This is a genomic window from Amaricoccus sp. (assembly GCF_017995835.1).
GTDB lineage: Bacteria > Pseudomonadota > Alphaproteobacteria > Rhodobacterales > Rhodobacteraceae > Amaricoccus.
Window position 1 is genome coordinate 1 of sequence record NZ_JAGOID010000019.1, and the last position, 25,630, is coordinate 25,630.

Annotated in this window: 26 protein-coding genes; 13 read left to right on the top strand and 13 right to left on the bottom strand. The window is 71.8% G+C overall.

Annotated features, from left to right (window positions below; genetic code table 11):
* Positions 1-53 precede the first annotated feature (53 nt).
* Positions 54-1,043 (bottom strand): tRNA dihydrouridine synthase DusB, encoded by a 990-nt coding sequence (gene dusB, locus KBA23_RS04985; protein WP_290737355.1) that lies wholly within the window; start codon positions 1,041-1,043, stop codon positions 54-56.
* A 150-nt stretch (positions 1,044-1,193) separates the two neighbouring features.
* Between dusB and KBA23_RS04990 the strand changes: the two genes are divergently transcribed.
* Genes KBA23_RS04990 through KBA23_RS05000 form a run of 3 tightly spaced genes read left to right on the top strand, consistent with a single transcriptional unit; the run spans position 1,194 to position 3,327 of the window.
* Positions 1,194-2,348: a bifunctional 2-C-methyl-D-erythritol 4-phosphate cytidylyltransferase/2-C-methyl-D-erythritol 2,4-cyclodiphosphate synthase gene (locus KBA23_RS04990; RefSeq protein ID WP_290737357.1), complete on the top strand. Its 1,155-nt coding sequence runs from the start codon at positions 1,194-1,196 to the stop codon at positions 2,346-2,348.
* Positions 2,345-2,842 (top strand): phosphatidylglycerophosphatase A, encoded by a 498-nt coding sequence (locus tag KBA23_RS04995; protein ID WP_290737359.1) that lies wholly within the window; start codon positions 2,345-2,347, stop codon positions 2,840-2,842. Before KBA23_RS04990 ends, KBA23_RS04995 begins: the two co-directional genes overlap by 4 nt.
* The gene (locus tag KBA23_RS05000; protein ID WP_290737361.1) at positions 2,830-3,327 is read left to right on the top strand and encodes a CinA family protein; all 498 of its coding nucleotides are present in this window, start codon (positions 2,830-2,832) and stop codon (positions 3,325-3,327) included. The genes KBA23_RS04995 and KBA23_RS05000 overlap by 13 nt, the downstream gene beginning before the upstream one ends.
* Positions 3,328-3,423: 96 nt before the next feature.
* Here the strand turns inward: KBA23_RS05000 and KBA23_RS05005 are convergent, their stop codons facing one another.
* The gene (locus KBA23_RS05005; RefSeq protein WP_290737471.1) at positions 3,424-3,903 is read right to left on the bottom strand and encodes a type II toxin-antitoxin system RatA family toxin; all 480 of its coding nucleotides are present in this window, start codon (positions 3,901-3,903) and stop codon (positions 3,424-3,426) included.
* 100 nt (positions 3,904-4,003) lie between these two features.
* Here KBA23_RS05005 and hpt point away from each other — a divergent pair, with 100 nt between their 5' ends.
* The gene (hpt, locus tag KBA23_RS05010) at positions 4,004-4,543 is read left to right on the top strand and encodes a hypoxanthine phosphoribosyltransferase (RefSeq protein ID WP_290737363.1); all 540 of its coding nucleotides are present in this window, start codon (positions 4,004-4,006) and stop codon (positions 4,541-4,543) included.
* Positions 4,544-4,546: 3 nt separating this feature from the next.
* On the opposite strand, the gene KBA23_RS05015 is transcribed toward hpt, so the two are convergent.
* Together KBA23_RS05015 and KBA23_RS05020 are read right to left on the bottom strand one after the other, a co-directional pair.
* Positions 4,547-6,124 carry a 2-isopropylmalate synthase gene (locus KBA23_RS05015; protein WP_290737365.1) on the bottom strand — a complete coding sequence of 526 codons (1,578 nt, stop codon included), beginning with the start codon at positions 6,122-6,124 and terminating at the stop codon, positions 4,547-4,549.
* 119 nt (positions 6,125-6,243) lie between these two features.
* Positions 6,244-7,398 (bottom strand): acyl-CoA dehydrogenase family protein, encoded by a 1,155-nt coding sequence (locus tag KBA23_RS05020; RefSeq protein ID WP_290737367.1) that lies wholly within the window; start codon positions 7,396-7,398, stop codon positions 6,244-6,246.
* A 145-nt stretch (positions 7,399-7,543) separates the two neighbouring features.
* On the opposite strand from KBA23_RS05020, the gene KBA23_RS05025 reads away from it, so the two are divergent.
* Entirely contained in the window at positions 7,544-8,236 is a 693-nt protein-coding gene (locus tag KBA23_RS05025) for a helix-turn-helix domain-containing protein (protein WP_290737369.1), read from the top strand.
* Positions 8,237-8,388: 152 nt separating this feature from the next.
* The gene (locus tag KBA23_RS05030; protein WP_290737371.1) at positions 8,389-9,711 is read left to right on the top strand and encodes a DEAD/DEAH box helicase; all 1,323 of its coding nucleotides are present in this window, start codon (positions 8,389-8,391) and stop codon (positions 9,709-9,711) included.
* Positions 9,712-9,814: 103 nt separating this feature from the next.
* Here KBA23_RS05030 and KBA23_RS05035 read toward each other — a convergent pair whose 3' ends face one another.
* Complete coding sequence (locus KBA23_RS05035; protein ID WP_290737372.1) at positions 9,815-10,282, bottom strand: glycine zipper 2TM domain-containing protein; 468 nt, start codon at positions 10,280-10,282, stop codon at positions 9,815-9,817.
* A 284-nt stretch (positions 10,283-10,566) separates the two neighbouring features.
* On the opposite strand from KBA23_RS05035, the gene KBA23_RS05040 reads away from it, so the two are divergent.
* The 4 genes from KBA23_RS05040 to KBA23_RS05055 all read left to right on the top strand — a co-directional run bounded on the left by KBA23_RS05040 (position 10,567) and on the right by KBA23_RS05055 (position 15,161).
* On the top strand, positions 10,567-11,055 hold the full coding sequence (locus KBA23_RS05040) for a (2Fe-2S)-binding protein (RefSeq protein ID WP_290737373.1): 489 nt from the start codon (positions 10,567-10,569) through the stop codon (positions 11,053-11,055).
* Positions 11,056-11,119: 64 nt separating this feature from the next.
* Positions 11,120-13,498 (top strand): xanthine dehydrogenase family protein molybdopterin-binding subunit, encoded by a 2,379-nt coding sequence (locus tag KBA23_RS05045; RefSeq protein ID WP_290737374.1) that lies wholly within the window; start codon positions 11,120-11,122, stop codon positions 13,496-13,498.
* On the top strand, positions 13,498-14,283 hold the full coding sequence (locus KBA23_RS05050; RefSeq protein ID WP_290737375.1) for a xanthine dehydrogenase family protein subunit M: 786 nt from the start codon (positions 13,498-13,500) through the stop codon (positions 14,281-14,283). Before KBA23_RS05045 ends, KBA23_RS05050 begins: the two co-directional genes overlap by 1 nt.
* Positions 14,284-14,441: 158 nt before the next feature.
* Entirely contained in the window at positions 14,442-15,161 is a 720-nt protein-coding gene (locus KBA23_RS05055; RefSeq protein ID WP_290737377.1) for a response regulator, read from the top strand.
* Positions 15,162-15,188: 27 nt separating this feature from the next.
* On the opposite strand, the gene KBA23_RS05060 is transcribed toward KBA23_RS05055, so the two are convergent.
* Both KBA23_RS05060 and purB read right to left on the bottom strand, forming a co-directional pair.
* Positions 15,189-15,731, bottom strand: coding sequence for a glutathione peroxidase (locus KBA23_RS05060; RefSeq protein WP_290737379.1), 543 nt, complete (start codon positions 15,729-15,731; stop codon positions 15,189-15,191).
* A gap of 280 nt (positions 15,732-16,011) precedes the next feature.
* Positions 16,012-17,316: an adenylosuccinate lyase gene (purB, locus tag KBA23_RS05065; protein ID WP_290737381.1), complete on the bottom strand. Its 1,305-nt coding sequence runs from the start codon at positions 17,314-17,316 to the stop codon at positions 16,012-16,014.
* A 76-nt stretch (positions 17,317-17,392) separates the two neighbouring features.
* Between purB and KBA23_RS05070 the strand changes: the two genes are divergently transcribed.
* Positions 17,393-17,815 (top strand): DUF6314 family protein, encoded by a 423-nt coding sequence (locus KBA23_RS05070; protein WP_290737383.1) that lies wholly within the window; start codon positions 17,393-17,395, stop codon positions 17,813-17,815.
* 233 nt (positions 17,816-18,048) lie between these two features.
* Positions 18,049-18,687: a biotin transporter BioY gene (locus KBA23_RS05075; RefSeq protein ID WP_290737385.1), complete on the top strand. Its 639-nt coding sequence runs from the start codon at positions 18,049-18,051 to the stop codon at positions 18,685-18,687.
* 220 nt (positions 18,688-18,907) lie between these two features.
* Here the strand turns inward: KBA23_RS05075 and speB are convergent, their stop codons facing one another.
* The 3 genes from speB to KBA23_RS05090 all read right to left on the bottom strand — a co-directional run bounded on the left by speB (position 18,908) and on the right by KBA23_RS05090 (position 22,189).
* Complete coding sequence (speB, locus tag KBA23_RS05080) at positions 18,908-19,960, bottom strand: agmatinase (protein WP_290737387.1); 1,053 nt, start codon at positions 19,958-19,960, stop codon at positions 18,908-18,910.
* A 347-nt stretch (positions 19,961-20,307) separates the two neighbouring features.
* Positions 20,308-21,291: an ABC transporter substrate-binding protein gene (locus tag KBA23_RS05085; protein ID WP_290737389.1), complete on the bottom strand. Its 984-nt coding sequence runs from the start codon at positions 21,289-21,291 to the stop codon at positions 20,308-20,310.
* A gap of 55 nt (positions 21,292-21,346) precedes the next feature.
* Positions 21,347-22,189, bottom strand: coding sequence for an ABC transporter permease (locus KBA23_RS05090; RefSeq protein WP_290737425.1), 843 nt, complete (start codon positions 22,187-22,189; stop codon positions 21,347-21,349).
* A 50-nt stretch (positions 22,190-22,239) separates the two neighbouring features.
* Here KBA23_RS05090 and KBA23_RS05095 point away from each other — a divergent pair, with 50 nt between their 5' ends.
* Positions 22,240-23,376 carry a crosslink repair DNA glycosylase YcaQ family protein gene (locus KBA23_RS05095; RefSeq protein WP_290737428.1) on the top strand — a complete coding sequence of 379 codons (1,137 nt, stop codon included), beginning with the start codon at positions 22,240-22,242 and terminating at the stop codon, positions 23,374-23,376.
* A gap of 53 nt (positions 23,377-23,429) precedes the next feature.
* On the opposite strand, the gene KBA23_RS05100 is transcribed toward KBA23_RS05095, so the two are convergent.
* The 3 genes from KBA23_RS05100 to KBA23_RS05110 all read right to left on the bottom strand — a co-directional run bounded on the left by KBA23_RS05100 (position 23,430) and on the right by KBA23_RS05110 (position 25,599).
* Complete coding sequence (locus KBA23_RS05100) at positions 23,430-24,323, bottom strand: ABC transporter permease (protein WP_290737431.1); 894 nt, start codon at positions 24,321-24,323, stop codon at positions 23,430-23,432.
* Entirely contained in the window at positions 24,305-24,709 is a 405-nt protein-coding gene (locus KBA23_RS05105; RefSeq protein WP_290737434.1) for a GNAT family N-acetyltransferase, read from the bottom strand. Before KBA23_RS05105 ends, KBA23_RS05100 begins: the two co-directional genes overlap by 19 nt.
* 107 nt (positions 24,710-24,816) lie before the next feature.
* Positions 24,817-25,599, bottom strand: a complete 783-nt coding sequence (locus tag KBA23_RS05110; protein ID WP_290737437.1) for an ABC transporter ATP-binding protein — start codon at positions 25,597-25,599, stop codon at positions 24,817-24,819.
* Positions 25,600-25,630 lie beyond the last annotated feature (31 nt).

Sequence of the window (25,630 nt, forward strand, 5' to 3'; positions counted from 1 at the left end):
CTGCACAGCGCCGCGGTCGCCCACAATACACTCGCAGCTTGACACAGGGTGTCTCATGCCGCTGCGTCCAGGCTCGGCGCCAGATCCGCGACCGCGCCGAGCGCCACGGCCACCGCTCGCGGATCGCCCATCCGCAGCACCCGCGCCCGCAGCGCGCCGCCGCCCTCGACCCGATCCAGATACCAGCCGAGATGCTTGCGCGCGACGCGCAGGCCGAGGTCGGCGCCGTAGAAGCCGAGCATCGCCTCGTAGTGCTCCAGGATCGCGTCGCGCAGCGCCGCGCCCTCCGGCTCCGCCGCGGGCGTCTCGCCGCGCAGCGCCGCCGCGATCCGGCCGACCACCCAGGGCCGCCCGCGCGCCGCCCGCCCGACCATCACCCCGTCCGCGCCGGAGCGCGCCAGCGCCTCGCGCGCCCCGTCGGCGTCCGCCACGTCGCCGTTCACGATGACCGGAATCCCCACCGCCCGCCTTACCGCCGCCACCGCCGACCAATCCGCCCTGCCGTCGTAGAACTGCGCCCGCGTGCGGCCGTGGACGACGATCATGCGCACCCCCGCCGCCTCGGCCCGCGCCGCCAGAACCGCGGCGTTGAGGCAGTCGCCGTCCCAGCCGAGCCGCATCTTCAGGGTCACCGGCACGCCGACGGCGCCCACCACCGCCTCGATCAGCACCAGCGCCCGGTCGAGATCGCGCATCAGCGCCGCCCCGGCGAGCCCGCCCGTGACCTTCTTCGCCGGGCATCCCATGTTGATGTCGATGATCCGGGCGCCCTGCCCCGCCAGCATCCGCGCCGCCTCGGCCATCGGCCCCGGCTCGCGCCCGGCGAGCTGCACCGAGGTGCGCGCCTCGTCGAGCCCCAGTTCCGCCCGCGCCCGGGCCGAGGGGCTGGCGTTCAGCATCTCGCCGCTCGCCACCATCTCGGACACCACGAGCCCCGCGCCGTGGCGCAGCGCCAGGCTGCGAAAGGGAACGTCGGAAATGCCGGCCATAGGCGCCAGAAAAACAGGCGTACTCGCGAGTATGCTCGCAACCGCGTCAGACATACGCCCATTCCGTGTGCATGTCCGAAGTCCTACCCGACTCGGGCGCCCAAGACAAGGCCAACCGCCCGTATGCAAGGCAATACGCGGCGCATTGTGGGGCCACAATGGCTGCCAGTATAAGGCCTGACCGCAACGTTGGGGGAGAGCGAGATGAAGGTCGCCGGGCTGGTCGTCGCGGCCGGGAGGGGCGTGCGCCTCGGGGGCGACGTCCCCAAGCAGTACCTCACCCTCGGCGGCGAGACCGTTCTCGCCCGCGCCGTCCGCGCGCTCCTCGCCCACCCCGCCGTCGCCGCCGTGCGGGTGGCGATCTCGCCGGACGACGCGGCACGCTATGCGCGGGCGATGGAAGGCATCGATGATTCCCGCCTGCTGCCCCCCGTCCCCGGCGGCGCCGACCGCGCCGCCTCGGTCCGGGCCGGGCTCGAGGCCCTCGCGCCCGATGCGCCGGACATCGTGCTGATCCACGACGCCGCCCGGCCGTTCCTCGGCCGCGACGTCATCGACCGCGTCCTAGCCGCCCTCGACCACGCCCCGGCCGCATTCCCCGCCCTGCCCGTGGTCGACGCGCTCTGGCGCGGCGCCGACGGCCACGCGGACGAACCCGCGCCGCGCGACGGCCTCTGGCGGGCCCAGACGCCGCAGGGCTTCCGCTTCGACGCCATCCTCGCCGCGCACCACGCCCATCGCGGCCCGGCCGCGGACGACGTCGCCGTCGCCCGCGCCGCCGGGCTCGAGGTCGCCCTCGTCGCCGGCGACGAGGCGAACTACAAGATCACCGACCCCGCCGACATGGCGCGGGCGCGACTCGACATCGGGAGGAGCGCCATGGACGTGCGCACCGGCAACGGCTTTGACGTGCACGCCTTCGGACCGGGCGACGCCGTCACCCTCTGCGGCGTAAGCCTGCCCCATAGCCGCGGCCTCGTCGGCCATTCCGACGCCGACGTCGGCATGCACGCCGTCACCGACGCCATCCTCGGCGCGCTCGCCGAAGGCGACATCGGCCGCTGGTTCCCGCCATCCGACCCGCAATGGAAGGGCGCCGCGTCGGCGATCTTCCTCCGCGCCGCCGCGGCCCGCGCCACGGAGGCCGGCTTCGCCATCACCCATCTCGACTGCACGCTGGTCTGCGAGGCCCCGAAGATCGGTCCCCACGCCGACGCGATGCGCGCCGCGCTCGCCATGGCCGCCGGCATCGAGCCCGCCCGCGTCAGCGTCAAGGCGACCACCTCCGAGCGCCTCGGCTTCACCGGCCGCGAGGAGGGCATCGCCGCGCTCGCCACCGCCACGCTGGTGCGTCCGTGAACCTCGCGCGGGCGATCTGCACCTTCGGCTATGTCGGGCTGCTCCCGGGGCCGGCGGGCACCTGGGGCGCCGCCGCGGCGGTGCCGGTCGGCTGGCTCCTCCACGGGCTCGGCGGCTTTCCCCTCCTCGCGCTGGCCACGCTGGCGCTCTACCCGATCGGCTGGTGGGCGACGAGGATCGAGATCGTCGACGAGCACGACCTCGACCCGGGCTATGTCGTCGTAGACGAGGTCGTCGGCCAGTGGATCGCGCTCTGGCCGTTGTCGTTCGGCCTCTGGCGCATGGGCGCGCCCGACTGGCTCTTTCCCTGGCCGGGCTGGGTCGGGGCCTTCCTGATGTTCCGCCTCTTCGACGTGACGAAGCTCGGCCCCGTCGGCTGGGCCGACCGCAAGAAGGGGGCGATGGGCGTGATGCTCGACGACGTCATCGCCGGCGCCATGGCCGCCGTCGTCGTCACCATCGCCGCCGCGATCTCCCACGGATGGCTGATGTGATCGCCGAGGCGCCCGCCACCCGCGTCCTCGCCGCCGCCCGCGCCCGCGGCTGGCGCATCGCCACGGCGGAATCCTGCACCGGCGGCCTCGTCGCCGCGGCGCTGACCGACATCGCCGGCTCGTCCGACGTCGTCGACCGCGGCTTCGTCACCTATTCCAACGCCGCCAAGACCGCGATGCTCGGCGTCGACCCCGCCCTCATCCTCGTCCACGGCGCCGTCTCCGAACCCGTGGCCCGCGCCATGGCCGAAGGCGCCCTCGCCCGCTCCGACGCGCAGCTCGCCATCGCCATCACCGGCGTCGCCGGCCCCGGCGCCTCCGAAGCGAAGCCCGAGGGCCTCGTCTGGTTCGCCGTCGCCACCGCGGCCGGCGTCGCCGCCGACCGCCGCGACTTCGGCCCGCTCGGCCGCGCAACCGTGCGCCTCCGCTCCGTCGAGGCGGCGCTGGACCTCGCGCTCGGCGCGCTCCACGCCCCGCAGGACTGACCGCCCCGGCGAAAGCCCTACCGATTCCTGAAAAAGTGGCAAGCCTGATTCCAGCCCGGTTCCAGCCGCCTTCCAGCCAGATAGAATCACGCCTTTTCAGCCACTTGCCCCGCCACCCCGGCGCGCGCCGTAGAGCTCCTCCGCGCGCCGCTCGAAGGCGCGCACCACCCGCTGCATCGCCTCGTGAAAGACCAGCCCGATCACCTTCTGCAGGATGGCCGAGCGGAACTCGAAGTCGACGAAGAAATCCACCTCGCACGAGGTCTCGCCTTTCGGGAGGAATTCCCAGTGGTTGCGCAGGTATCTGAACGGCCCGTCGAGATACTCGACGAGGATGGTCCGCGCCCCCGGCCGCATCGTCACCCGACTTCCGAACTTCTCGCGGAAGACCTTGAAGGACACGACCAGATCCGCATCCATGACCTCCCCCTCCCCGTCCGCCAGAGGCGAGCGCGACCGGATCCGCGCCGCCGAGATCCACGGCAGGAACTCCGGATACCGCGCCACATCCGCGATCAGCGCAAACATCTCGTCCGCGGTGTAGGGCATGATCCGCGTCTCGGCGTGGGTGGGCATGGCGGCGGCGATCCAGAACGGCGGCCCGAGGCGCGGATTGTGGCGGGCCGGGAACGACCATAGAGTGCCCCCCGGCGAACGGGCAAGGGCGGGCGACGGCATGGCAGGCAAGCCTTATGTCATTGACGAGATCATCTCCGCCAAGGCGATCGCCGCCCGCGTCGAGGCGCTGGCCCGCGAGATCTCGGCCCATTTCGCCGGAACGGACAAGCTCGTCGTCGTCGGCCTCCTGCGCGGCTCGTTCATCTTCATCGCCGATCTCGTGCGCGAGCTCGACCTGCCGGTGGAGGTCGACTTCCTCGAGGCCTCGTCCTACGGCAACACGATGGAATCGAGCCGCGAGGTTCGAATCCTCAAGGATCTGCGCGGCGAGATCGAAGGCCGCGACGTGCTGGTGGTCGAGGACATCGTCGACACCGGCTTCACCCTCAGCCACGTGCTCGCCATCCTGCGCACCCGCCGCCCGGCGCGGCTCGAGGTCTGCGCGCTCCTCGACAAGCCCTCGCGTCGCGAGGTCGACATCCGCGCCACCTGGACCGGGTTCGAGATCCCCGACAGCTTCGTGGTGGGCTACGGCATCGACTACGCCCAGCGAAACCGCAACCTGCCCTTCATCGGCTCGGTCCGCTTCCTCGACTAGGCGCTACGGGTCGGCCGGCTGTCCCGGCGCCGGCTCCGCCTCCGGCGTCGCGGCGTCCTGGCGGCGACCGTCGATCCAGATGCCTTCGAACGTGTCGCCGTTGGCGTGGCGGACCGTGCCGGACCCGTGCGGGACGCTCGCCCGGAAGCCGCCCTCGTAGCGATCGCCGTTCGGATAGATCGCCATCCCCGGCCCGGTCAGCGCGCCCTCGGTCCACACGCCCTCGATGACGGTCCCGTCGGCGAAGGTCATCTTCCCCTGCCCGGATCTCCGGTCGGCGGCGAACCCGCCTTCGTAGCGGCCACCCTCCGCGTCGATCGCGACGCCCGCGCCCTCGCGCCGGCCGCGCGCCCAGCCGCCCTCGTAGCGCGAGCCGTCGGCGCGCACGAGCGTCCCCTCGCCCTCCGGCAGTCCGGCCACGAACCCGCCCTCGTAGCGGTCGCCACTTGCATAGACCGCAACGCCCGGGCCCTCCAGCCGGCCGTCGGCCCAGGTCCCTTCCAGCGTCGTCCCGTCGGCGAGGGTCATCCGGCCCCGGCCGGCGCGGCGGTCGTTGGAGAAACCGCCCTCGTAGCGCGCGCCGCCCGCCTCGACCGCGACGCCCTCGCCCTGGCGCCGACCGCCCTTCCACGTCCCCTCGTAGCGGGCGCCGTCCGGCCGCACGAGCACGCCCGCGCCGTCGGGCTGCCCGTCGGCGAGCCCGCCCTCGTAGACCGCGCCGTCGGCGTAGGCGATGCGCCCTTCGCCGACGAGCCGGCCCTCGACCCAGGTTCCGCTCTGCGCCGCACCGTCGGCGCGGGTAAGCGTCCCCTGCCCGGAGAAGCGGTCCGCCGCAAAGCCGCCCTCGTAGACCTCGCCGCTGGCGAAGGCGGCTCGGCCCTGCCCCTCGCGCCGGCCGGCGACCCAGTCGCCGGCGTAGACGTCGCCGTCCGCGCCGCGCAGGACGCCGCGGCCCTGCCGCACCCCGGCGACCCAGGCGCCCTCGTAGACCGACCGGTCGGGCCGGGTCAGCCTGCCCTCGCCATCCGGGGCTCCGGCGACGAGCGCGCCCTCGTAGACCGACCCGTCGGCATAGACGATGCGGCCCTCGCCCTCGAGCCGTCCGGCCTTCCACGTCCCCTCGTGGCGTGAGCCGTCCGGCGCGACGTAGACGCCGCGGCCTTCCTGTCGCCCGGCGACGAAGGCGCCCTCGTAGCGGCCGCCGTCGGCGAAGGTGGCGATCCCCTGGCCCTCGTTCACGCCGGCGCGCCATTCGCCCTCGTAGCCGCCGCCGCCGGGATAGGTGATCTTCCCCTGCCCCTCGGGCTTGCCGGCGACGAAGGCGCCCTCGTAGACGGAGCCGTCCGGAAACTGCGCCCGCCCCTCGCCCTCGATCCGGCCTTCGACCCAGTCGCCCTCGTAGACATAGCCGTCGGGCTGGCGGTAGACGCCGTGGCCGTGCTGGCGGCCTTCCCGGAACGTGCCCTCGTAGACCGCCCCGGTCGGGTAGTTCTTGACGATGACCCGGCCCTGCCCGGCCGCCCCGCCCGCCACGAGCGCGACGGAAAGCCCGATCGCCGCGGCGGCCGCCCGTGCCCGCATGTCCTGCCCTCCGTCCTCTGGTCGGGCGCGACCTTATGCCGGCGGCGCGGAGGGCCACAACGGGATTCGCGCCCGCGCGGACGCGCGGGCGCGGGGCCGGGCGCGCAGGCGCCCGCCGGTCAGAAGATCGACGCCACGGGCAGGCCGAGCGCCATCGCGCCGGCGTATTCAGCCTGCGGGCCGGGGCGCATCGGGTGGTAGCGGGCGCCCTGCACGTCGCGGAACCGACGCTCCAGCCCGGCGTCGCGGTAGAACCCGGCGCCGCCGGCGAGCTCCATGGCGAGCTCGACCGCCTCGATCGCCTTCTCCGTCACCAGCGCCTTGGCGATCATCACCTCGTTCACGCTTTCCGCCGAAGGGTCGTTCTTCTCCACCGCGGCCAGCATCGCCTCGTGGCCGATCTGCGCGGCGCGCAGCGCCGTCTCCATCCGCCCGGCGATCGCCAGTCCGTGCGCGTCAGGCCCCTTCCTGCGCACGAGGTCGAGCGCGATGTCGCGCGCGCTCTCGGCCACGCCGAGATAGACCGCGTAGATCAGCGGGAACGCCGTCGTCGCGATGATCTGGAACAGCGGATGCCAGACGCCGGCCGGCCGCTTCAGCGCCACCGCGGCGTCGGGGATGAAAAGCTCGTCGAGCACCACGTTCTGCGAACCCGTCCCGCGCATCCCGAGGGTGCGCCAGACCTCCTCGATCCGCACCTCGGCCGCCTTCATCGGCGCGCCGAAATGGATGACCGAGCGGCTCCCGTCCTCCTCCTCGACGACGGCGCCGGTCATCAGCACGTCGCCCATCGGCGCGGCCGAGGTGAAGACCTTGCGCGCCGACACCCGCCAGCCGCCCTCGACCTTGCGCGCGGCGCCGGAGCCCGCGATCCAGTCCGAGCCGCCCGAGGACAGGAGCAGGATCCGCTCGGCCGCCACCCGCTTGAGCAGCGGCTCGACCGCCGCCACCTGGCGATGGCGCCAGCGCCAGGCCGGGATCGCCACCTGGTGGGTGTGCATGGAGAACGCGAGCGCGGTCGAGCCGCAGGCGCGGGCGAGCGTCTTCAGCATCTCGGCGAGCTGGCGCGGCTCCGCCCCGCCGCCGCCGAGCTCCGTGGGAACCCCGGCCTCGACCAGCCCGGCGGCGCGCAGCTCGGCGAAGTTCTCGGCGACGAAACTGTCGTCGGCGTCATGCGCCGCGGCCCTCGCCGCGAAGGCGGGCGCGAGCGCGGCGGCGACGGCGCACGCATCGAGGCGCGTCTCGCCCTCGGGCATTCCTGCCATGTGGTTCATCGGTGTTTCTCCCGTGTCGGTTCGATGGGAGGAGGATCGCGCCGGGGCCCCGATCCCGCTAGTGCAGGATCTGTATCACGCGCCCCCTCCCCCTGCGGCCCGACCTGCGGTAGAATGCGCCATTGTTGGAGCACAGGGGATTTGCATGGATAGTGCGAGCTACGGCCAGTTCTGCCCGGTCTCGATGGCGGCGGAGATCGTCTGCAGCCGATGGACTGTCCTCGTCGTGCGCGAGCTTCTCTGCGGCACGACGCGGTTCAACGACCTTCGCCGCGGCGTGCCGCGGATGTCCCCCTCGCTGCTCTCCAAGCGCTTGAAGGAGCTCGAGCAGGCAGGCGTGGTGCGCGCCGAGCCGGGGCCTTCCGGCGTGGTGGAATACCGGCTGACCACGGCGGGCGAGGATCTGCGGACGATCGTGATGTCGCTGGGTTTCTGGGGCCAGCGCTGGGTGGAATCTCAGGTCTCGCTCAAGAACCTCGACCCGTCGCTGCTGATGTGGGACATGCGCCGCTGGCTCAACCCGGCGCCGCTGCCGCCCGGACGGCGAACGATACAGTTTCTGTATCCCGAGCTTCCCGAGAACCGCCGCAACTGGTGGCTGGTGGTGGACACGACCGGCGACGTCGACCTCTGCAACTCCGACCCGGGCTTCGAGGTCGACCTCCTCATCACCGGCCCCTTGCGCTCGATGACGGCGGTCTGGATGGGCATAGCCAAGCTCCAGCAGGAGGTCTCGGCCGGCCGCATCGCCCTCGATGGCGACGCCCGGCTGGCGCGCACCATGCAGACCTGGCTCGGGCTCAGTCCTTTCGCCCCAGGAGACCGCCAGGTGGCCTGAGCCCTTGCGGCGCCGCAGCAAAGACGCTATGTGCCCCGGCGACGGTGGCGCAACGCGGCCCTGATGGCCCGGCACCGCATCTCGGGTTTTCGTCACATGCGCCTGACGAGGGCGACAACCCGCGGCGACGCGCCGCGGGAAAGGAACGTGACGTGACGAATACCGACTTCGCGAGCTTCGGGCTCGCACCGACCCTTCTCGCCGCGCTGGAACGCGCCGGCTTCGCCGAACCGACGCCGATCCAGGCGCAGGCGATCGCCCCGCAGATGGCGGGCCGCGACATCCTCGGCGTGGCCCAGACCGGCACCGGCAAGACCGCGGCCTTCGGCCTGCCGATCCTGCACCACATCCTCGGGCTCGGCGGCCGGCCAGCGCCCAAGACCTGCCGGGCGTTGATCCTTGCGCCGACCCGCGAGCTTGCCGTGCAGATCGAGGCGAACCTGCGCGCCTTCGCCGGCGGCGCGCGGCTCTCGACGCTGCTCGTGCTCGGCGGCCTGTCGCGCTCCGGTCAGGCCCGCGCCATCGCCCGGGGCGTCGACGTGGTGATCGCGACGCCGGGCCGGCTGACCGACCTGCTCGACACCGGCGAGATCCGGCTCGACGAGACGCGCTTCGTGGTGCTCGACGAGGCCGACCGCATGCTCGACATGGGCTTCATCAAGCCGGTGCGCCGCATCGTCTCCTGCCTCCATCCGCGCCGCCAGTCGGCGCTGTTCTCGGCGACCATGCCGGGCGAGGTGGCCGAGCTGGCCGCGGGCTTCCTGCGCGATCCGGTCCGGGTCGAGGTGACGCCGCAGGCGACCACCGTCGAGCGCATCGACCAGTCGGTCGAACTCGTCGACACCGCCGCCAAGCGCGCGCGCCTGCTCGAGCTGGTGACGAGCCCGGAGGTCGGCCGCGCCATCGTCTTCGCCCGCACCAAGCGCGGCGCCGACCGCGTGGCCGAGAACCTCGCCCGCGACGGCGCGGCGGCCGAGGTGATCCACGGCAACAAGGCGCAGAACGCCCGCCAGCGCGCGCTCAACGCCTTCCGCCTCGGCGCCGTCAAGGTGCTGGTCGCCACCGACATCGTCGCCCGTGGAATCGACGTGCCCGGCGTGACGCACGTGGTCAACTACGACCTGCCGGACGAGCCGGAGGCCTACGTCCACCGCATCGGCCGGACGGGGCGCAACGGCGCCGCCGGCACCGCGGTGACGCTCTGCGCGCCCGACGAGATCGCCAAGCTCCGCGCCGTGGAGAAGGTCTCGCGCCTGTCGCTCCTGCCTGCGAGCGCGGGCGGCGGGGTCGCGCGGCCCGCGCGTCCGTCCCGACCGGCCCGCAAGCCCGCCGGCCAGCCGGGCCGCGCCCCCGGCGGCCAGCAGCCCCAGCGCCACGCCGCCGGCGCCCAGCCGGCGCGCCATGCCGCCCCGACCCGACCCGAGGGCGCCGAGCGCCCGCGCCGGCGGCCACGCCGTCGCGGCCCGGCGGCGTGAACGGGGAAACCGGGACAGTAACCCGGCCTTGACGAAGGGGGACGTCGCCGGCTGACCGGGCAGGCGAGCCCCGGACGCGATACGCGCGACCGGGGCCGAGCAATCAGGGCAGGAGCCGCGTGGTGCCGCCGCTCTGCACGACCTGCACGCGCTGGCCGATGGAGAAGCGCGGTTCGGCCTGGATGACGGCAATGGTGCGGCCGCTCTCGAGTTCGACCGTCCACTGAACCGACTGCTGGGTCGTCGCGGCGTTGGCGACGCGGTTGCCCGCCGCGGCGCCGGCGGTGGCGCCGACCACCGTCGCGATGTCGCGGCCGCGACCGCCGCCGATCTCGTTGCCGAGCAGGCCGCCGGCGAGGCCGCCGCCGATCGTGCCGACGACCGCGGCCGGCGTGTTGCCGCCCTGAACGGTCACCGGCTGCGCCGCGATGATGGTGCCGAAGGCGACGGTCTGGGCGCGCTGCGCCTGGCTGGCGTCGACCGTGGTTCCGCTGTTCGGCGGATTGCAGGCCAGAAGTGCGGTCGCCGCGAGCGCGAGCGCCGTGGCCCTGACCGGACGTGAGAGCGTCATATCATCGTTCCCTTGTCGTTACCCGGAGAAGCGTTCTGGCCGGCAGGGCCGGCCGCGCGCGCATAGACCTGCGTTCGCGCGCGAGTGTCAATACGCGGCGCCCGGCGCCGGTTCCGCGCCCGCCCCATCGGCGCCGGCCCGCCATGCGGCGCGTCGGGCGCGCCCAGCGCCGCACTTCCCTAAATCCCGGGCCTGATCTAACGTGGTGGGCAATGGCGCGCCGAAGGGCGCCCGCCCCCAGCTTGCGCCAGGGAAACGATAAGACGGCACTCAGGGAGAATGCCATGCCCAAGGTCAGCCTCAAGGTGAACGGTCGGGCGGTCAGTCGCGACGTCGAGGGTCGGACGCTGCTCGTCGAGCTTCTGCGCGACGGCCTCGGCCTCACGGGGACCCACGTCGGATGCGACACGTCCCAGTGCGGCGCCTGCGTCGTCCATGTCGACGGCGTCGCGCTCAAGTCCTGCACGGTCTTCGCCTCGGACATCGACGGCGCCGAGGTGCGCACGATCGAGGGCATGGCCAACCCGGACGGCTCGCTCGGCGTGATCCAGGCGGCCTTCCAGGACAATCACGGCCTGCAATGCGGCTTCTGCACCCCCGGCATGGTGATGAGCGCCGCCGCCCTCCTGACCGAGAACCCGAACCCGTCCGAGGCCGAGATCCGCGCCTACCTCGAGGGCAACATCTGCCGCTGCACCGGCTATCACAACATCGTCAAGTCGATCCAGGCGGCGGCGGCCCAGATGTCCGCCCGCCCCGTCGCGGCCGAATAGGCCGCCGACGCTCAGGCACGCGCCGCCGGAAAAGGCGGCCGAACCAAGGCACAGGGAGACGACAATGCCCAAAGACAGCGGGATCGGCGCCCCGACCAAGCGCCGCGAGGACGTCCGCTTCCTCACCGGCAAGGGCCGCTACACCGACGACTTGAACCGCCCCGGCCAGGCCTACGTGCATTTCCTGCGCTCCGACGTCGCGCACGGCAGGATCACGAAGCTCGACACGTCGGCCGCCGAGGGGATGCCCGGCGTGCTCAAGGTCTTCACCGCCGCCGACTTCGCCGCCGTGGGCGGCGTGCCCTGCGGCTGGCTCGTGACCGACCGCTTCGGCCAGCCGATGAAGGAACCGAAGCACCCCGTCCTCGCCGAGGGCAAGGTCCGCCACGTGGGCGACCCGGTCGCCGCCGTCGTGGCGGAGACGCTGGCGCAGGCCCGCGACGCCGCCGAGGCGATCGAACTCGACATCGAGGAACTGCCCGCCGTCGTCGACATGCGCCTTGCGCTCGACACCGAGTCCGCCCTCGTCCACGACGACGCCGGCACCAACCTGTGCTTCGACTGGGGCTTCATCGAGGACAACGCCGCCGCCGTCGACGCGGCGATCAAGGCGGCGCCCCATGTCGTCACCCTCGATCTCGTCAACAACCGGCTCGTCCCGAACGCGATGGAGCCGCGCGCGGCGCTCGGCGAGTACGATGCGGCCGACGACCAGCACACGCTCTACACCACCTCGCAGAACCCGCACGTCATCCGCCTGCTGATGGGCGCCTTCGTCCTCGGCATCCCGGAGCAGCGCCTGCGCGTGGTGGCGCCGGACGTGGGCGGCGGCTTCGGCTCGAAGATCTACCACTACGCCGAGGAGGCCTTCGTGACCTTCGCGGCCAAGGCGCTCGGCCGGCCGGTGAAATGGACCTGCACCCGCTCGGAGGCGTTCATCTCCGACGCGCACGGCCGCGACCACGTCACGAAGATCGAGCTCGCCCTCGACAATGACGGCAGGTTCCTCGCGCTGCGCACCGACACGCTCGCCAACATGGGCGCCTATCTCTCGACCTTCGCGCCCTGCATCCCGACCTACCTGCACGGAACGCTGATGGCGGGGAACTACGCGACGCCGCTGATCTACGTCCGCGTCCGGGCCGTCTTCACCAACACCGTCGCCGTCGACGCCTATCGCGGCGCCGGGCGGCCCGAGGCGACGTACCAGATCGAGCGCGTCATCGACAAGGCGGCGCGCGAGCTCGGGATCGACCCCGTGGAGATCCGTCGGCGCAACTTCATCAAGCCGGACCAGTTCCCCTACCAGACCCCGGTCGCGGTGCTCTACGACACCGGCAACTACCACGACCTGATGGACGTGATGGAGCGCATCTCCGACCGCGCCGGCTTCCCTGCCCGCCGCAAGGAGAGCGAGGCCCGCGGCAAGCTGCGCGGCTTCGGCGTCGCCGCCTACATCGAGGCCTGCGGCATCGCGCCCTCCTCGCTCGTCGGCGCGCTCGGCGCCCGGGCGGGGCTCTACGAGAGCGCGACGGTGCGGGTGAACCCGACCGGCGGCGTCTCGGTCTTCACCGGCAGCCACAGCCACGGCCAGGGCCACGAGACCACCTTCGCCCAGGTGGTCTCCGACATGCTCGGGATCGACGCGGCCCAGGTCGACATCGTCCACGGCGACACCGCCCGCGTGCCCTTCGGCATGGGCACCTACGGCTCGCGCTCGCTCGCGGTCGGCGGCTCGGCGATCGTGAAGTCGGTCGAGAAGATCGTCGCCAAGGCGAAGAAGATCGCCGCCCACCTGATGGAGGCCTCGCCGACCGACATCGAGTTCAAGGACGGTCGTTTCAGCGTCGCCGGCACGGACAAGTCGGTGGCCTGGACCGACGTCACCCTCGCCGCCTACGTGCCCCACAAGTACCCGATCGAGGAACTGGAACCGGGGCTCGAGGAGACCTCGTTCTACGACCCGGCCAACTTCACCTACCCCGCCGGCGCCTATGCCTGCGAGGTCGAGGTCGACCCCGAAACCGGCAAGGTCGACGTCCTCGCCTTCGCGGCCGCCGACGACTTCGGCAACGTGGTCAACCCGACGATCGTCGAGGGCCAGGTTCACGGCGGCCTCGCCCAGGGCATCGGCCAGGCCCTGCTCGAGGCCTGCGCCTACGACGAGACCGGCCAGATCAGGAGCGGCTCCTACATGGACTACGCCATGCCGCGGGCCGACGACCTGCCGAGCTACAAGGTCGACAATTCCTGCGTGACGCCCTGCACCCACAACCCGCTCGGGGTGAAGGGCTGCGGCGAGGCCGGCGCCATCGGCTCGCCGCCGACCTTCGTCAACGCCGTTCTCGACGCCCTCAATTCCGGCGGCCACGAGGTCGCCCATATCGACATGCCGCTCTCGCCCTCGCGTGTCTGGGCGGCGATAAACGGGGGGAACGCCTGATGTACGCCTTCGAGTTCGTGAAGCCCGCCACCATCGCCGAGGCCGTCAAGGCGCTCGCCGACGAGGACGCCCAGGCCCTCGGCGGCGGCCAGACGCTGATCCCGACGCTGAAACAGCGCCTCGCCAGCCCCTCCGCGCTCGTGAGCCTGAACGGCATCGCCGATCTGAAGGGCGTCGCCGTCGAGGGACGCGAGTTGCGCATCGGCGGCGGCACGACCCACGCCACGGTGGCGCGGGAGGCGCGGACCTACCCGGCGCTCGCCGCGCTCGCCGGGCATATCGGCGACCCGGCCGTGCGCAACCGCGGCACGATCGGGGGCAGTCTCGCCAACAACGACCCCTCGGCCGACTATCCCGCCGCCGCGCTGGCCTCGGGCGCGACGATCGTGACCAACGCGCGCGAAATCGCGGCCGACGACTACTTCCAGGGCATGTTCACCACCGCGCTGGAGCCCGGCGAGATCATCACCGCGGTGCGCTTCCCGATCCCGCAAAAGGCGAACTACCAGAAGTTCGCCCAGCCGGCCTCGCGCTTCGCGCTGGTGGGGGTCTTCGTCGCGAAGTTCGCCGACGGCGTGCGGGTGGCCGTCACCGGCGCCTCGGAGAGCGGCGTCTTCCGCTGGAGCGAGGCCGAGGCGGCGCTCGGCGGAAACTTCTCCGCCGACGCGGTCAAGGGGCTGAAGGCGGACGCAGACGGCATGATCGGCGACCTGCACGGCACGCCCGAGTACCGCGCCCACCTGATCGGCGTCCTCACCGCCCGCGCGGTCGCCGCGGCCGCCTGACAAGGCCCGCGCCGCGGCCCGTCACGGGATCGCGGCGCGGACGTCCCTGCGTCTCCTCCCGACGCCGCCGCGCACAAGCGCGCCGGGGCGCCTTAACGCCCCGTTAGTCAAGCCGTCGCACTACTCGGGAGGTGTCATCCGCAGGAGCGCCCGGCCCCATGTCGTTCACCGAATCGGACATCCAGTCCCGCCTCCAGGCGGGCTTCCGCCGCCAGTGCCTCTTCGCCGTCACCATCCTCCTCGTCGAGGACAGCCGCTCCGCCTCGGAGGCGATCCGCCTGATGGCCGCCGAGAGCGGCGCCCGGGTCCGGCGGGCAGACAGCCTGCACGCCGCCGCCCGGCACCTCGCCATCTACCGGCCCGCGGTGACCATGGTCGACCTCGGCCTGCCCGACGGCGACGGAATGGCGCTCGTCCGCCACCTCGCCGCCGCCACGCCCCCCTATGGCGGCGTCGTCGCGATGAGCGGCCGCGAGCGCGCGGAGTGGCGGGCCGAGGCGCTGGCCGCCGGCGCGAGCGCCTGCCTCGAGAAGCCGATCCCCTCGCTCGCCTACTTCCAGGACGTGGTGCTGAGCGTCCTGCCCGCCGCCGAATCCCGCCGCCGCGACGACCGCGACATCGCAGTCGCCGGCCGCGCCTCGGTGCAGGCCGCCTTCGTCGATGATCTGAAGCGGGCGCGCAGCCTGCTCATCGACGCCGGCGTCGCCAAGGACGCCGACACCGTGGCCTATTGCGCGCAGTTCCTCGGCTCCTGCGCCGAGATGCTCGGCGACGCGCCGCTCGCCGCGGTCGCGGCGCGGCGCGACGCCGCCGGCCTGCTCGCCTGCGTCAGCGAGCGCCTCGACGACGCGGCCCGCACACGCCTCGGCGCCGCCTGAGACGACCCCGTCGTGGCGCCCGGCTGACTACTGCCGCAACGTCGTCTCGATCGCCGCGGCGAGCGTCGGAGCTTCCGGCGTGACCGACGCGGGGAAAGAGCCCGCCAGGCTTCCGTTCCCGTCGATCAGGATCTTGTGGAAATTCCACGTCGGCTCCGCCCCCTGGCCGCGCGCCCAGCGGTAGAACGGATGCGCGTCCTCGCCCGTCACGTCGGCGATCGCCGCGATGGGGAAATCGATGGCGAAATTCACCTCGCAGAACTCCTTCACGGCGGCGTCGGTCGCCAGCTCCTGGCGAAAGCTGTCGGAAGGCACGCCAACAATCGTGAGCCCGCGGTCGCGATAGCGATCCTGCAACGCCTGCAATCCGTCGAACTGGTCCACATAGCCGCAGCGCGAGGCCGTGTTGACCACGAGCACCGGCCGGCCGGCATAGTCGGCAAGCGCGATCTCGCCGCCATCCACTCCGGCGAAGCGGAAGGCTCCCGCGCCCTCCGGCCCGGCGCCCCGCGCCGGCAGGGCCGCCGCGAGCGCCGTGAGGATGATTGCGATGATTGTCCGCCGACGCATGTCCGCTCCGCCCGGGGTTCCGCGCCATGCTAGCCTCGCGCCGGGCCCGGCGACAAGCGTAACGCTGAACGCACCGTGAGGCTTAGTGGAATCGGCCGCCATGCGAGGCCGTTCACGAAGAGTTAACCAGGGGTCGCCCGGAGGCGCGCCCCGCGTCTCCGTTAACGATTCAATTCCGACTCTTTTGCCTGGCATATGCGTTGTGCATACGTCGTGCATGGAGTGTGCATCGAAGGATCCGCCGTAAACCCTTGACGCCGAAGTCCTCAGACGGAAACAATCAGGCTGTCCCGAACACCCGCCCGAAGATCGTGTCGACGTGGCGGGTGTGATGGCCGAGGTCGAAGAGGCTCGCGATCTCCTCCGCGCCGAGCGCCGCCCGCACGTCGGGATCGGCGAGCAGCTCCTCCTGGAAATCCTTGCCCTGCTCCCAGACCTTCATGGCGTTGCGCTGGACGAGGGCGTAGGCGTCCTCGCGGCTGACGCCGTTCTGCGTCAGCGCCAGCAGCACGCGCTGAGAATGAACAAGGCCGCGGAACTTGTTCATGTTGTTCATCATGTTGTCGGGATACACCACGAGCTTGTCGATCAGCCCGGTCAGCCGCGCCAGGGCGAAGTCGAGCGTCACCGTCGCGTCCGGGCCGATCACCCGCTCCACCGAGGAATGCGAGATGTCACGCTCATGCCAGAGCGCCACGTTCTCCATCGCCGGGACCACCGCCATCCGCACCAGCCGCGCGAGCCCGGTCAGGTTCTCCGAGAGCACCGGATTGCGCTTGTGCGGCATGGCGCTCGAACCCTTCTGCCCCGGCGAGAAGTACTCCTCCGCCTCCAGCACCTCGGTCCGCTGCAAATGGCGAACCTCGACCGCCAGCCGCTCGATCGAGCTCGCGATCACCCCGAGCACCGCGAAGAACATCGCATGGCGGTCGCGCGGGATGACCTGGGTCGAGGCGGGCTCGACGGAAAGCCCCATCCTTTCCGCCACATGCGCCTCGACGCTCGGGTCGATGTTGGCGAAGGTGCCGACCGCTCCCGAGATGGCGCAGACCGCGACCTCCGCCCGCGCGGCGACGAGCCGCGCCCGCCCGCGGGCGAACTCGGCATGGGCCTGGGCGAGCTTCAGCCCGAAGGTGGTGGGCTCGGCGTGGATGCCGTGGCTGCGCCCGATCGTCACCGTGTCCTTGTGCTCGTAGGCGCGTCGCTTCAGCGCGGCCAGGAGCGCGTCGAGATCGGCGATCAGGATGTCCGCCGCCCGCGCGAGCTGCACCCCGAGGCAGGTGTCGAGCACGTCCGAGGACGTCATCCCCTGATGCACGAAACGCGCCTCCTCGCCGACATGGTCGGCGAGGTGGGTCAGGAAGGCGATGACGTCGTGCTTCGTCACCGCCTCGATCTCGTCGATGCGGGCCACGTCGAACTCGACGTCCTTCGCCTTCCAGACGGCGGCGGCGGCCGCCTTCGGGATCACCCCGAGCGCCGCCTGCGCGTCGGCGGCATGGGCCTCGATCTCGAACCAGATGCGGAAGCGGGTCTCTGGCGACCAGATCGCCACCATGTCGGGACGAGAATAGCGCGGGATCATGGAGGGCCTCCGGACGCCTTGAGGGTGGCGGGCCGCCTGATAGACTGCACAGGCGCGGCTCACAAGCGAGGAAGGGATGCATCTGTCCGCCTTCGAGGGCGCGTGGGAGCTGGCGCGCGACATCGCCGACGCCCGGTCCGGCCAGCGCGGCAGGTTTGTCGGGCGCGCCCGCTTCATCCCGACGCCGGAGGGCCTGCGCTACCGCGAGGAGGGCGAACTCACGCTCGGCGACGGGCCCGGGATCACGGCGACCCGCGACTACCTCTGGCGCGCCGGCGCGGACGGAGCGATCGAAGTGCTCTTCGCCGACGGCCGGCTCTTTCACAGCTTCCATCCCGCCGACCCCGCGCCGACGGCGGAGCACGAATGCCCCCCCGACCTCTACCGCGCGCGCTACGACTTCGCGGCCTGGCCATGCTGGCAGGTCGAATGGCGGGTGAGCGGCCCGCGAAAGGACTACGACATGGTGAGCCGATTCCGGCCGGCCGGCGCCCCGTGACGCGCCTCGTGACCCGCGCGGCGTCCCTCGCCCTCCTCCTCGGTCGCCGTGCTCGGGGCGCCCGGCGGCGGCTACGTCCTTCTCGCGGACAGCAGCCGCCCCGACGCGCCGGCCGCCGCCGAGTCGCTTCTTGACGAGACCTGCGGCGGCCTGCGGCGGCTGAAGCGGTGGACAGCCGCGCCTTCATGCGGCATGTAGCGCATCGACAAGGATCCCAACGCAGCGGAGCGATCATGGCCGACACCGCCTCCCGACACGTCCTGACCGAAGCGATCTGGCCCGCCGAGGGGGCCGGACTCTGGGCCAAGCGCGCCGTGCTCGTCGTCGCCGGCATCCTCGCGCTGACGATCGCGGCCAAGATCAAGGTTCCGGTCTGGCCCTCGCCGGTGGCGATCAGCCTCGGCACCTTCGCGGTGCTGACCATCGGCGCCGCCTACGGCCCGCGCCTCGGGCTCGTCACCATGCTGGGCTGGCTCGGCCTCGGCGCCGTAGGGGCCGACGTGTTCCAGAACTCCGCGTCCGGCGCGACCGGCATCGCCTACATGATGGGCGCGACCGGCGGCTATCTCGTCGGCTACCTGCTCGCCACGCTGGCGCTCGGCTTCGCCGCCCGACGCGGCCTCGACCGCAGCGTCGGCGGCATGGCGCTGGCGCTCCTCGTCGGCAACGCGCTGATCTACGTCCCCGGGCTGCTGTGGCTCAACCACCTCGTCGGGACCGGCCTCTTCGACCCGGCGAAATACGCCTCCGCCTGGGACCAGACGATCGCCTGGGGCCTGACGCCGTTCCTGATCGGCGACGCGTTGAAGCTCGTGCTCGCAGCCCTCGTGGTGCCCGGTCTCTGGAAGCTGGTCGGCTCCGCCCGCAGCTGAGGCCGCGCACCTACAGACCCGGACGGGGCGCTCCCGGGCGCCCCGTCATCGATTCTCAACCCGCCGCCGAACGCAGAACGACGGGCATCGAATCGGCGGCGCGATTCCTCCGCCACGACCCCGACCGCCCGCAACAGCGTCGCATACCGCCCGTGAGTTCCAACGGCTCGGCGAAGCTCCAGCGCGCGCGTCCTCGGACAGGCGGGCGAACAGGTTGCCGCTATACGCGCCCCGCCACCGACGGGCTGAACGTCAGCAGGCTCAGGATCTCGAAGAGCATCTGCGCCCCGGCCTGCGCGGTGTTGGTGGTGGCGTCGTATTGCGGCGCCACCTCGACGACGTCGCCGCCGACGATGTCGAGTCCCTTCAGCCCGCGCAGGATCGCCTGCGCCTCGCGGGTGGTCAGGCCCCCGATCTCGGGCGTGCCGGTTCCCGGCGCGAAAGCCGGGTCGAGCACGTCGATGTCGAAGGAGACATAAACGGGCCCCTGCGCCACGGCGCGGGCTTTCTCGATCACGGCGGGGATGCCCATCTCGACGACCTCCTCGGCATGGATGCAGGTCATCCCGCTCTCGGTCGCGAACTCGTAGAGATACTCCGACGAGCCGCGCAGGCCGATCTGGATGGTTCGCTCGGGGTCGAGCACGCCGTCGAGCACGGCGTTGCGGAACGGCGCCCCGTGGTTGAAACGCTCGCCGTCGAAAGGCCCGCTGGTGTCCGAATGCGCGTCGATGTGGACGAGCCCCACCGGCCGGTCGCGCCCGACCGCGCGCAGGATCGGATGGGTGATCGAATGATCGCCCCCCACGGTCAGCGGCGCCGCGCCGGCGGCGACGATGGCGCCAATCCATGCCTCGATCGCCGAATGCGAGCCGTGCAGGTCGTAGCGGCTCGGAAACGGCACATCGCCCACGTCCGCCACCTCGAGATCATAGATCGGCGCGCAGTCGAGCACGTGGTTGTAGGGCCCGATCCGCTCGATGGCGCGCAGCGCCCGCGGCCCGAAGCGCGCGCCCGGCCGGTTCGAGACGCCGATGTCCATCGGCGCCCCGGAGATCGCCACCGCGAGCCCGGAGAAATCCGGCGCGGCGCGGTCGACCTGCCGGAACGGCGCGGTCAGGAAGGTCGGCGCCCCGACCCAGGGGGCCGGCCGCGCGCCGCCGCTGAATATCCGTTCCGCCACCTTTGCGAATTTCGGATCGTACATCCGCCCGCCCGGATCGTCCGCATACCGTTCCCGGAGCCGCGCGAGCTTCGTCTCGTCCCAGGCCATCCCGTCCTCCCGCATTGGTGACCACTGCATCGATCAGTGCCGAAAGCCGCACGACCGGGCAATGGGGGAGAGAGACCCCCACCTTGCCAATCGGCGAGGCCCCGAGCGCCGGCGGCGCCGCATTCCCCCTTCAGGCATTCATATAGGCGGAAACCCTATCGAGCAGGCGCCTCCCCGCCAAAGGGCGGGGAGAGACAAAGGACTCGCGGCCGCTTGCGGCCGCTCCGCGCGGTCGGCCGCAAAGGCGGCCGACCGTCAGCGCCGCCCGAGCGGGGGGCGCGCCCGCGCGCCTCCCCGAGGACGGCGCTTCCCCCCCCGGCCGGGGCGCGGCCCGCCGCCGCGTCGCGTCAGTCCAGCGCGACGTCGCTCACCGCGTGCGTCCAGGCCCCTGCGGGCTCCTTGGTGATGACCGGGTCCGAGCCCGCCGCGAGCAGCGTCTTCACCGTCCGCTCGTAGTCGGCCGGGTCAAGCGCGCCGTTCGAGCCCGCGGTCAGCTTGGCGATCTCGCCCATCATCCGCTTCTGGTGCTTCTCGGTCTGCGCCCCGGTCTCGTCGTTCTCGAGCACGATCATCGCCGCCTCGTCGGGGTGCTCCTCGGCCCACTTCCAACCCTTCATCGACGCGCGCACGAACTTCGCCATCGTCTCGACGAAGGCCGGATCGGCGAGCCTTTCCTCGCTCACCCAAAGGCCGTCCTCGAGCGTCGCCACCCCCTGGTCCTCGTACTTGAACACCGTCAGGTCCTCCGGCTTGAAGCCGGCGTCGATCACCTGCCAGTACTCGTTGTAGGTCATCGTCGAGATGCAGGCCGCCTGGTTCTGCAACAGCGGATCGACGTTGAAGCCCTGCTTCAGCACCGTCACCCCGTCCGCGCCGCCGTCGGTCGAGACCCCGAGCGTGCTCATCCACGACAGGAACGGATACTCGTTGCCGAAGAACCAGACCCCGAGCGTGTGCCCGGGGAAATCCGCGGTCTTCGTCACCCCCGAATCGTTGCGGCAGGTCAGCATCATGCCCGAATGCTTGAACGGCTGGGCGATGTTGACGAGCGGCAGCCCCGCCTCGCGCGCGGCGAGCGCCGCCGGCATCCACTCGACGATCACGTCGGCCCCGCCGCCCGCGATCACCTGCGGCGGCGCGATGTCCGGCCCGCCCGGCCTGATCGTGACGTCGAGCCCCTCCTCCTCGTAGAAGCCCTTGTCGAGCGCGACATAGTACCCTGCGAACTGGGCCTGCGTCACCCATTTCAGCTGGAGCGTCACGTCCTCGGCCCAGGCCGCGCCGGCGAGCCACGCCGCCGCCGCCGATACCCCCGCGAACCATTTCGTCATCTTGCTTTTCTCCCTGTTGAGACACGCGCACTCGTCAAGATCAAACCCGTCAGCATCACCTGCCCCTCTGCGAGGGATGCCAGAACGTCACCGCCCGCTCGGCCAGCGCCACGAGCCCGTAGAAGGCCGAGCCCAGCACCGCCGCCACCGCGATCTCCGCCCAGACCATGTCGAGCGCGAGCCGCCCCACCTCGGTCGAGATGCGAAAGCCCATGCCGGAGGTCGGCGAGCCGAAGAACTCCGCGACGATGGCGCCGATCAGAGCCAGGGTCGTGCAGATTTTCAAGCCGTTGAACAGGAAAGGCGCCGCCGATGGCAACCTGAGCTTGCGCAGGCTCTGCCCGTTGCTCGCGGCGTAGGTGCGCATCAGGTCCGCCTGCATCGGATCGGTCGCGGCCAGCCCCTGCACGGTGTTCACCAGCATCGGGAAGAACACCATCAGCACCACCACCGCCGCCTTCGACTGCCAGTCGAAGCCGAACCACATCACCATGATCGGCGCCATGCCGACGATCGGCAGCGCGCTCGCGAAATTCCCGACCGGCAGCAGGCCACGGCGCAGGAACGGCGTGCGGTCGACCGCCACCCCCGTCAGGAACGCTGCCCCGCAGCCGATGACGTAACCCGACAGCGCCCCCTTCACGAAGGTCTGCATCACGTCCGTCCGGAGCGTCGCCCCGCTCGAGGCCAGCCGCGCCCCGATCGCGCTCGGCGCCGGCAGCAGCACCGGGCTGATCCCGAGCCCGCGCACCAGCAATTCCCATACCAGCAGCAGCGTCACCCCGAAGACCAGCGGCGGCAGCAGACGCAGCGGCCCGGCGAGCCGCCTGCGCGCCAGCAGGACGTTGATCCGCCAGCCGCCCAGCCACACCGCGACGGCCGCCAGCACGAGGCTCATCGCGCCCCCCCGCGCCCCGTGCTATGGAGCCCGCCCGCGCCGGAGACAGGATGGCCCGCAAGCCCCGCCCGATGACCCTCGCCGAGGCCCGCCGCCGCGCCATCGCCGCGCAGCGCCTCGACGCGGCCGCGCCCTTCGGCGCCGGCCCCGACGCCGTGCGGGCCGCCGTCGAGCACCTCGGCTACGTGCAGATCGACACGATCAACGTCATCGAGCGGTCGCACCACCACATCCTCTGGAGCCGGATCCCGGCCTATCGCCGCGCCGATCTGGCTGCCGCACTCTCCGCGGAAAGGACGGTCTTCGAATACTGGGCCCACGCGCTCGCCTACATCCCGACCCGCGACCTGCGCTTCTTCCTGCCCGCCATGGCGGCCCACAAGGCCGCGCCGCACCGCTGGTTCGGATCGGTCAGCCCGGCGGAGCTGCGCGCCATCGTCGCCCGCGTCCGCCGCGAGGGCCCGCTCTCGATCCGCGACATCGACGAGGAGCGGGTCGCCAAGGACCACCTCTGGGCCAGCCGCAAACCATCGAAGCGGGCGCTGGAACTCGCCTTCTTCGCCGGCCTCCTCACCGTCTCCGCCCGCGCCGGCATGGTGAAGACCTACGAACTGCCCGAGCGCCACTTCGGTTGGGACCGCCGGCCGCGCCCCGCCTCGGACCGCCAGATTCTCGACTACCTCCTCGACCGCGCGCTGCGCGCCCAGGGCGTCGTCGCCCTCGACAGCATCTGCTACATGGACGCGCCGCGAAAGCCCGCCATGGCCGAGCTGATCGAGGCCCGCGTCCGCCGCCGCCGCCTCCTGCCCGTGGCGCTCGACGGGACCGCCAAACCGCACTGGATCACCCCCGAGGCCGCCGCCGCGCCGCTCCCCGAGGACGGCCCCGTCCACCTCCTCTCGCCCTTCGACCCGCTGGTCATCCAGCGCAAGCGGCTGGCGCAACTCTTCGCCCACGATCACCGCTTCGAGGCCTATGTCCCTGCGGCGAAACGTGTCCTCGGCTACTTCGCCCTCCCCGTCCTCGTCGGCGACCGCATCGCCGCCGCCATCGACGCCAAGGCCGACCGCGCCGCGGGCAAGCTGCTCGTCCAGAAATGGACCTGGCTCGACGGCCCCCGCGACGGCGACAAGGCCGCGATCGAGGAGGCTCTCGAACGCTTCGTAGCCTTCCAGCTCGGCGACTGACGTCCGCGCCGCCGCAGCCGAGGCGCCCGGGCAGGGCCGCAAGTCCATCGTTCCTACCTCCCCGGCCTGCCGCCCATGGCCCGGACCGCCATTCGCTCCGCGAGCCCGATCAGCCCGACGAGCATCGCCGCGAGGATCGCCGCCATGAACAGCGCCGACCAGATCTGCACGGTCTGGCCATAGTAGCTCCCCGACAGCATCCGCGCGCCCAAGCCCGCCTGCGCGCCGGTGGGCAACTCCCCCACGATGGCGCCGACGAGGCTCGCGGCCGCCGCGACCTTGAGCGAGGCGAACAGGTACGGCGTCGCCGCCGGCCAGCGCAGCTTGCGGAACACCTGCCCGGCGGAGGCGTTCCAGGTCCGCATCTGGTCGATGAGGAGCGCGTCGGGGCTGCGCAGCCCCTTCACCATGCCGACGACGACCGGAAAGAAGGAAAGATACGTCGATATCAACGCCTTCGGGAGCAGTCCCGAGACACCGACCGAGTTCAGCACGACCACGATCATCGGCGCGATGGCGAGGATCGGGATCGTCTGGCTCGCGATCACCCAGGGCATCACGCTCGCATCCGAGGTGCGGTCATGCACGATCGCGACCGCGAGCCCGATCCCGAGCGCCGCGCCGAGCGCGAAGCCCGCGAGCGTCGCCGACAGCGTCACCCAGGCGTGATAGACGAGGCTCCGCTTCGAGGTCGGCTTCACCTCCACCGTGCTCTTCCACAGCTCCGTCGCCACCTGGTCCGGCGCCGGCAGCCGCGGCCGCTCCTGGCTCAGCGTCGCCGCCACCAGATCCGCCGGCCCGAGCGTCACCCCGTCGCGCCCCGCCTGGTCATAGGCCCAGGGCGCGTTGAGGATCACCGCGAAGACGTACCAGAGCGCCACGATCCCGAGGACGATCGTCGCCACCGGCAGCCAGTCCCGTCCCGCCGTCACCGGAACGCCCGCCATTCGAGGAACAGGTCCGGCAACCCCTCCTCGTTCTCCCCGTCCGTGCCGCCCGTCTCTACGAAGCCCTCGCGCGCGTAGAACCGCCGCGCCCCCTCGTTGGCGGCGAAGACGTGGAGCCGCAGCCCCTCCGGCCGCGCCGTCTTGGCCTCGGCGAGAAGCCGCGCGCCCAGCCCCCGCCCCCGCGCCCAGTCCGCGAGGTAAAGCGCCGCGACGAACCCCTCGCCGTCGAGCGCGAGATACCCCGCGAGCCCCCGCCCCTCCGGATCGTCGGCGACGATGATCCGGCAGGTCTTGAACAGGTGCTCGCGATGAAACCGCGCCACCGCGCCCGGCGGGTGGCGGCGCGGCATCCAGTCCGTGGCGTCGAGCCAGGCGTTGAAGATCAACGCGCACCCGTCCGCGTCGGCGGGCACGCCCGCGCGCAGACGAGCCTCATGGGAATTTACATCAATTATATCAATATCTTGCACTGCTATCACGCGTGTTAGCCGCTTCAGACCTCATCGCCGATCCCTGCCCGCAGCCCGTCGCGGACCCGCGCCGCGATGGCGAGGAACTCCGCGCTCTCGCGGATGTGGAGCGGCCGCTCCCGCGGCAGCGGGCTCTCGATCACGTCCGTCACCCGCCCCGGCCGCGGGCTCATCACCACGATCCGGGTCGAGAGATAGACCGCCTCGGGGATCGAGTGCGTCACGAAGGCGATGGTCTTGCCCGTCGTCGCCCAGAGCTCCAGCAACTGCTCGTTAAGCTTGTCGCGCACGATCTCGTCGAGCGCCCCGAAGGGCTCGTCCATCAGCAACAGGTCGGCGTCGAAGGCGAGCGCCCGCGCGATCGAGGCCCGCTGCTGCATCCCGCCCGAGAGCTGCCAGGGAAACTTCTTCTCGAACCCGGCAAGCTCCACCATGCCGAGCGCACGCGCCGCCCGCGCATCCTGCTCCGCCCGCGGATAACCCATGATCTCCAGCGGCAACCGCACGTTCCCGGCGATCGTGCGCCAGGGAAACAGCCCCGCCGCCTGGAACACATAGCCGTAGGCCCGCGCCTGCCGCGCGGCTTCCGGGCTCGCGCCGTTGACCCGGACCGTCCCCGAGGTCGGGGTCTCGAGGTCGGCGGCGACGCGGAGGAACGTGGTCTTGCCGCAGCCCGAAGGTCCGATGAAGCTGACGAACTCCCCGCGCCCGATGGTCAGGTCGACGTCCTTCAACGCCTGCACCGGCCCGTCGTTCGTCTCGAAGACGAGGTTCAGCCCCCTCGCCTCGATTGCAGGCCCGTCCATCCCCACTCCGTCCGCTGTCCGCCGGATGGCG

What these genes read in the sequence shown, in the direction of transcription:
- dusB (WP_290737355.1), bottom strand. Translation starts at nt 1,043, where the DNA reads ATGTCTGACGCGGTTGCGAGCATACTCGCGAGTACGCCTGTTTTTCTG.
- KBA23_RS04990 (WP_290737357.1), top strand. Translation starts at nt 1,194, where the DNA reads ATGAAGGTCGCCGGGCTGGTCGTCGCGGCCGGGAGGGGCGTGCGCCTC.
- KBA23_RS05000 (WP_290737361.1), top strand. Translation starts at nt 2,830, where the DNA reads ATGGCTGATGTGATCGCCGAGGCGCCCGCCACCCGCGTCCTCGCCGCC.
- KBA23_RS05005 (WP_290737471.1), bottom strand. Translation starts at nt 3,903, where the DNA reads ATGCCCACCCACGCCGAGACGCGGATCATGCCCTACACCGCGGACGAG.
- hpt (WP_290737363.1), top strand. Translation starts at nt 4,004, where the DNA reads ATGGCAGGCAAGCCTTATGTCATTGACGAGATCATCTCCGCCAAGGCG.
- KBA23_RS05015 (WP_290737365.1), bottom strand. Translation starts at nt 6,124, where the DNA reads ATGCGGGCACGGGCGGCCGCCGCGGCGATCGGGCTTTCCGTCGCGCTC.
- KBA23_RS05020 (WP_290737367.1), bottom strand. Translation starts at nt 7,398, where the DNA reads ATGAACCACATGGCAGGAATGCCCGAGGGCGAGACGCGCCTCGATGCG.
- KBA23_RS05025 (WP_290737369.1), top strand. Translation starts at nt 7,544, where the DNA reads ATGGATAGTGCGAGCTACGGCCAGTTCTGCCCGGTCTCGATGGCGGCG.
- KBA23_RS05035 (WP_290737372.1), bottom strand. Translation starts at nt 10,282, where the DNA reads ATGACGCTCTCACGTCCGGTCAGGGCCACGGCGCTCGCGCTCGCGGCG.
- KBA23_RS05040 (WP_290737373.1), top strand. Translation starts at nt 10,567, where the DNA reads ATGCCCAAGGTCAGCCTCAAGGTGAACGGTCGGGCGGTCAGTCGCGAC.
- KBA23_RS05045 (WP_290737374.1), top strand. Translation starts at nt 11,120, where the DNA reads ATGCCCAAAGACAGCGGGATCGGCGCCCCGACCAAGCGCCGCGAGGAC.
- KBA23_RS05050 (WP_290737375.1), top strand. Translation starts at nt 13,498, where the DNA reads ATGTACGCCTTCGAGTTCGTGAAGCCCGCCACCATCGCCGAGGCCGTC.
- KBA23_RS05055 (WP_290737377.1), top strand. Translation starts at nt 14,442, where the DNA reads ATGTCGTTCACCGAATCGGACATCCAGTCCCGCCTCCAGGCGGGCTTC.
- KBA23_RS05060 (WP_290737379.1), bottom strand. Translation starts at nt 15,731, where the DNA reads ATGCGTCGGCGGACAATCATCGCAATCATCCTCACGGCGCTCGCGGCG.
- purB (WP_290737381.1), bottom strand. Translation starts at nt 17,316, where the DNA reads ATGATCCCGCGCTATTCTCGTCCCGACATGGTGGCGATCTGGTCGCCA.
- KBA23_RS05070 (WP_290737383.1), top strand. Translation starts at nt 17,393, where the DNA reads ATGCATCTGTCCGCCTTCGAGGGCGCGTGGGAGCTGGCGCGCGACATC.
- KBA23_RS05075 (WP_290737385.1), top strand. Translation starts at nt 18,049, where the DNA reads ATGGCCGACACCGCCTCCCGACACGTCCTGACCGAAGCGATCTGGCCC.
- speB (WP_290737387.1), bottom strand. Translation starts at nt 19,960, where the DNA reads ATGGCCTGGGACGAGACGAAGCTCGCGCGGCTCCGGGAACGGTATGCG.
- KBA23_RS05085 (WP_290737389.1), bottom strand. Translation starts at nt 21,291, where the DNA reads ATGACGAAATGGTTCGCGGGGGTATCGGCGGCGGCGGCGTGGCTCGCC.
- KBA23_RS05090 (WP_290737425.1), bottom strand. Translation starts at nt 22,189, where the DNA reads ATGAGCCTCGTGCTGGCGGCCGTCGCGGTGTGGCTGGGCGGCTGGCGG.
- KBA23_RS05095 (WP_290737428.1), top strand. Translation starts at nt 22,240, where the DNA reads ATGGCCCGCAAGCCCCGCCCGATGACCCTCGCCGAGGCCCGCCGCCGC.
- KBA23_RS05100 (WP_290737431.1), bottom strand. Translation starts at nt 24,323, where the DNA reads ATGGCGGGCGTTCCGGTGACGGCGGGACGGGACTGGCTGCCGGTGGCG.
- KBA23_RS05110 (WP_290737437.1), bottom strand. Translation starts at nt 25,599, where the DNA reads ATGGACGGGCCTGCAATCGAGGCGAGGGGGCTGAACCTCGTCTTCGAG.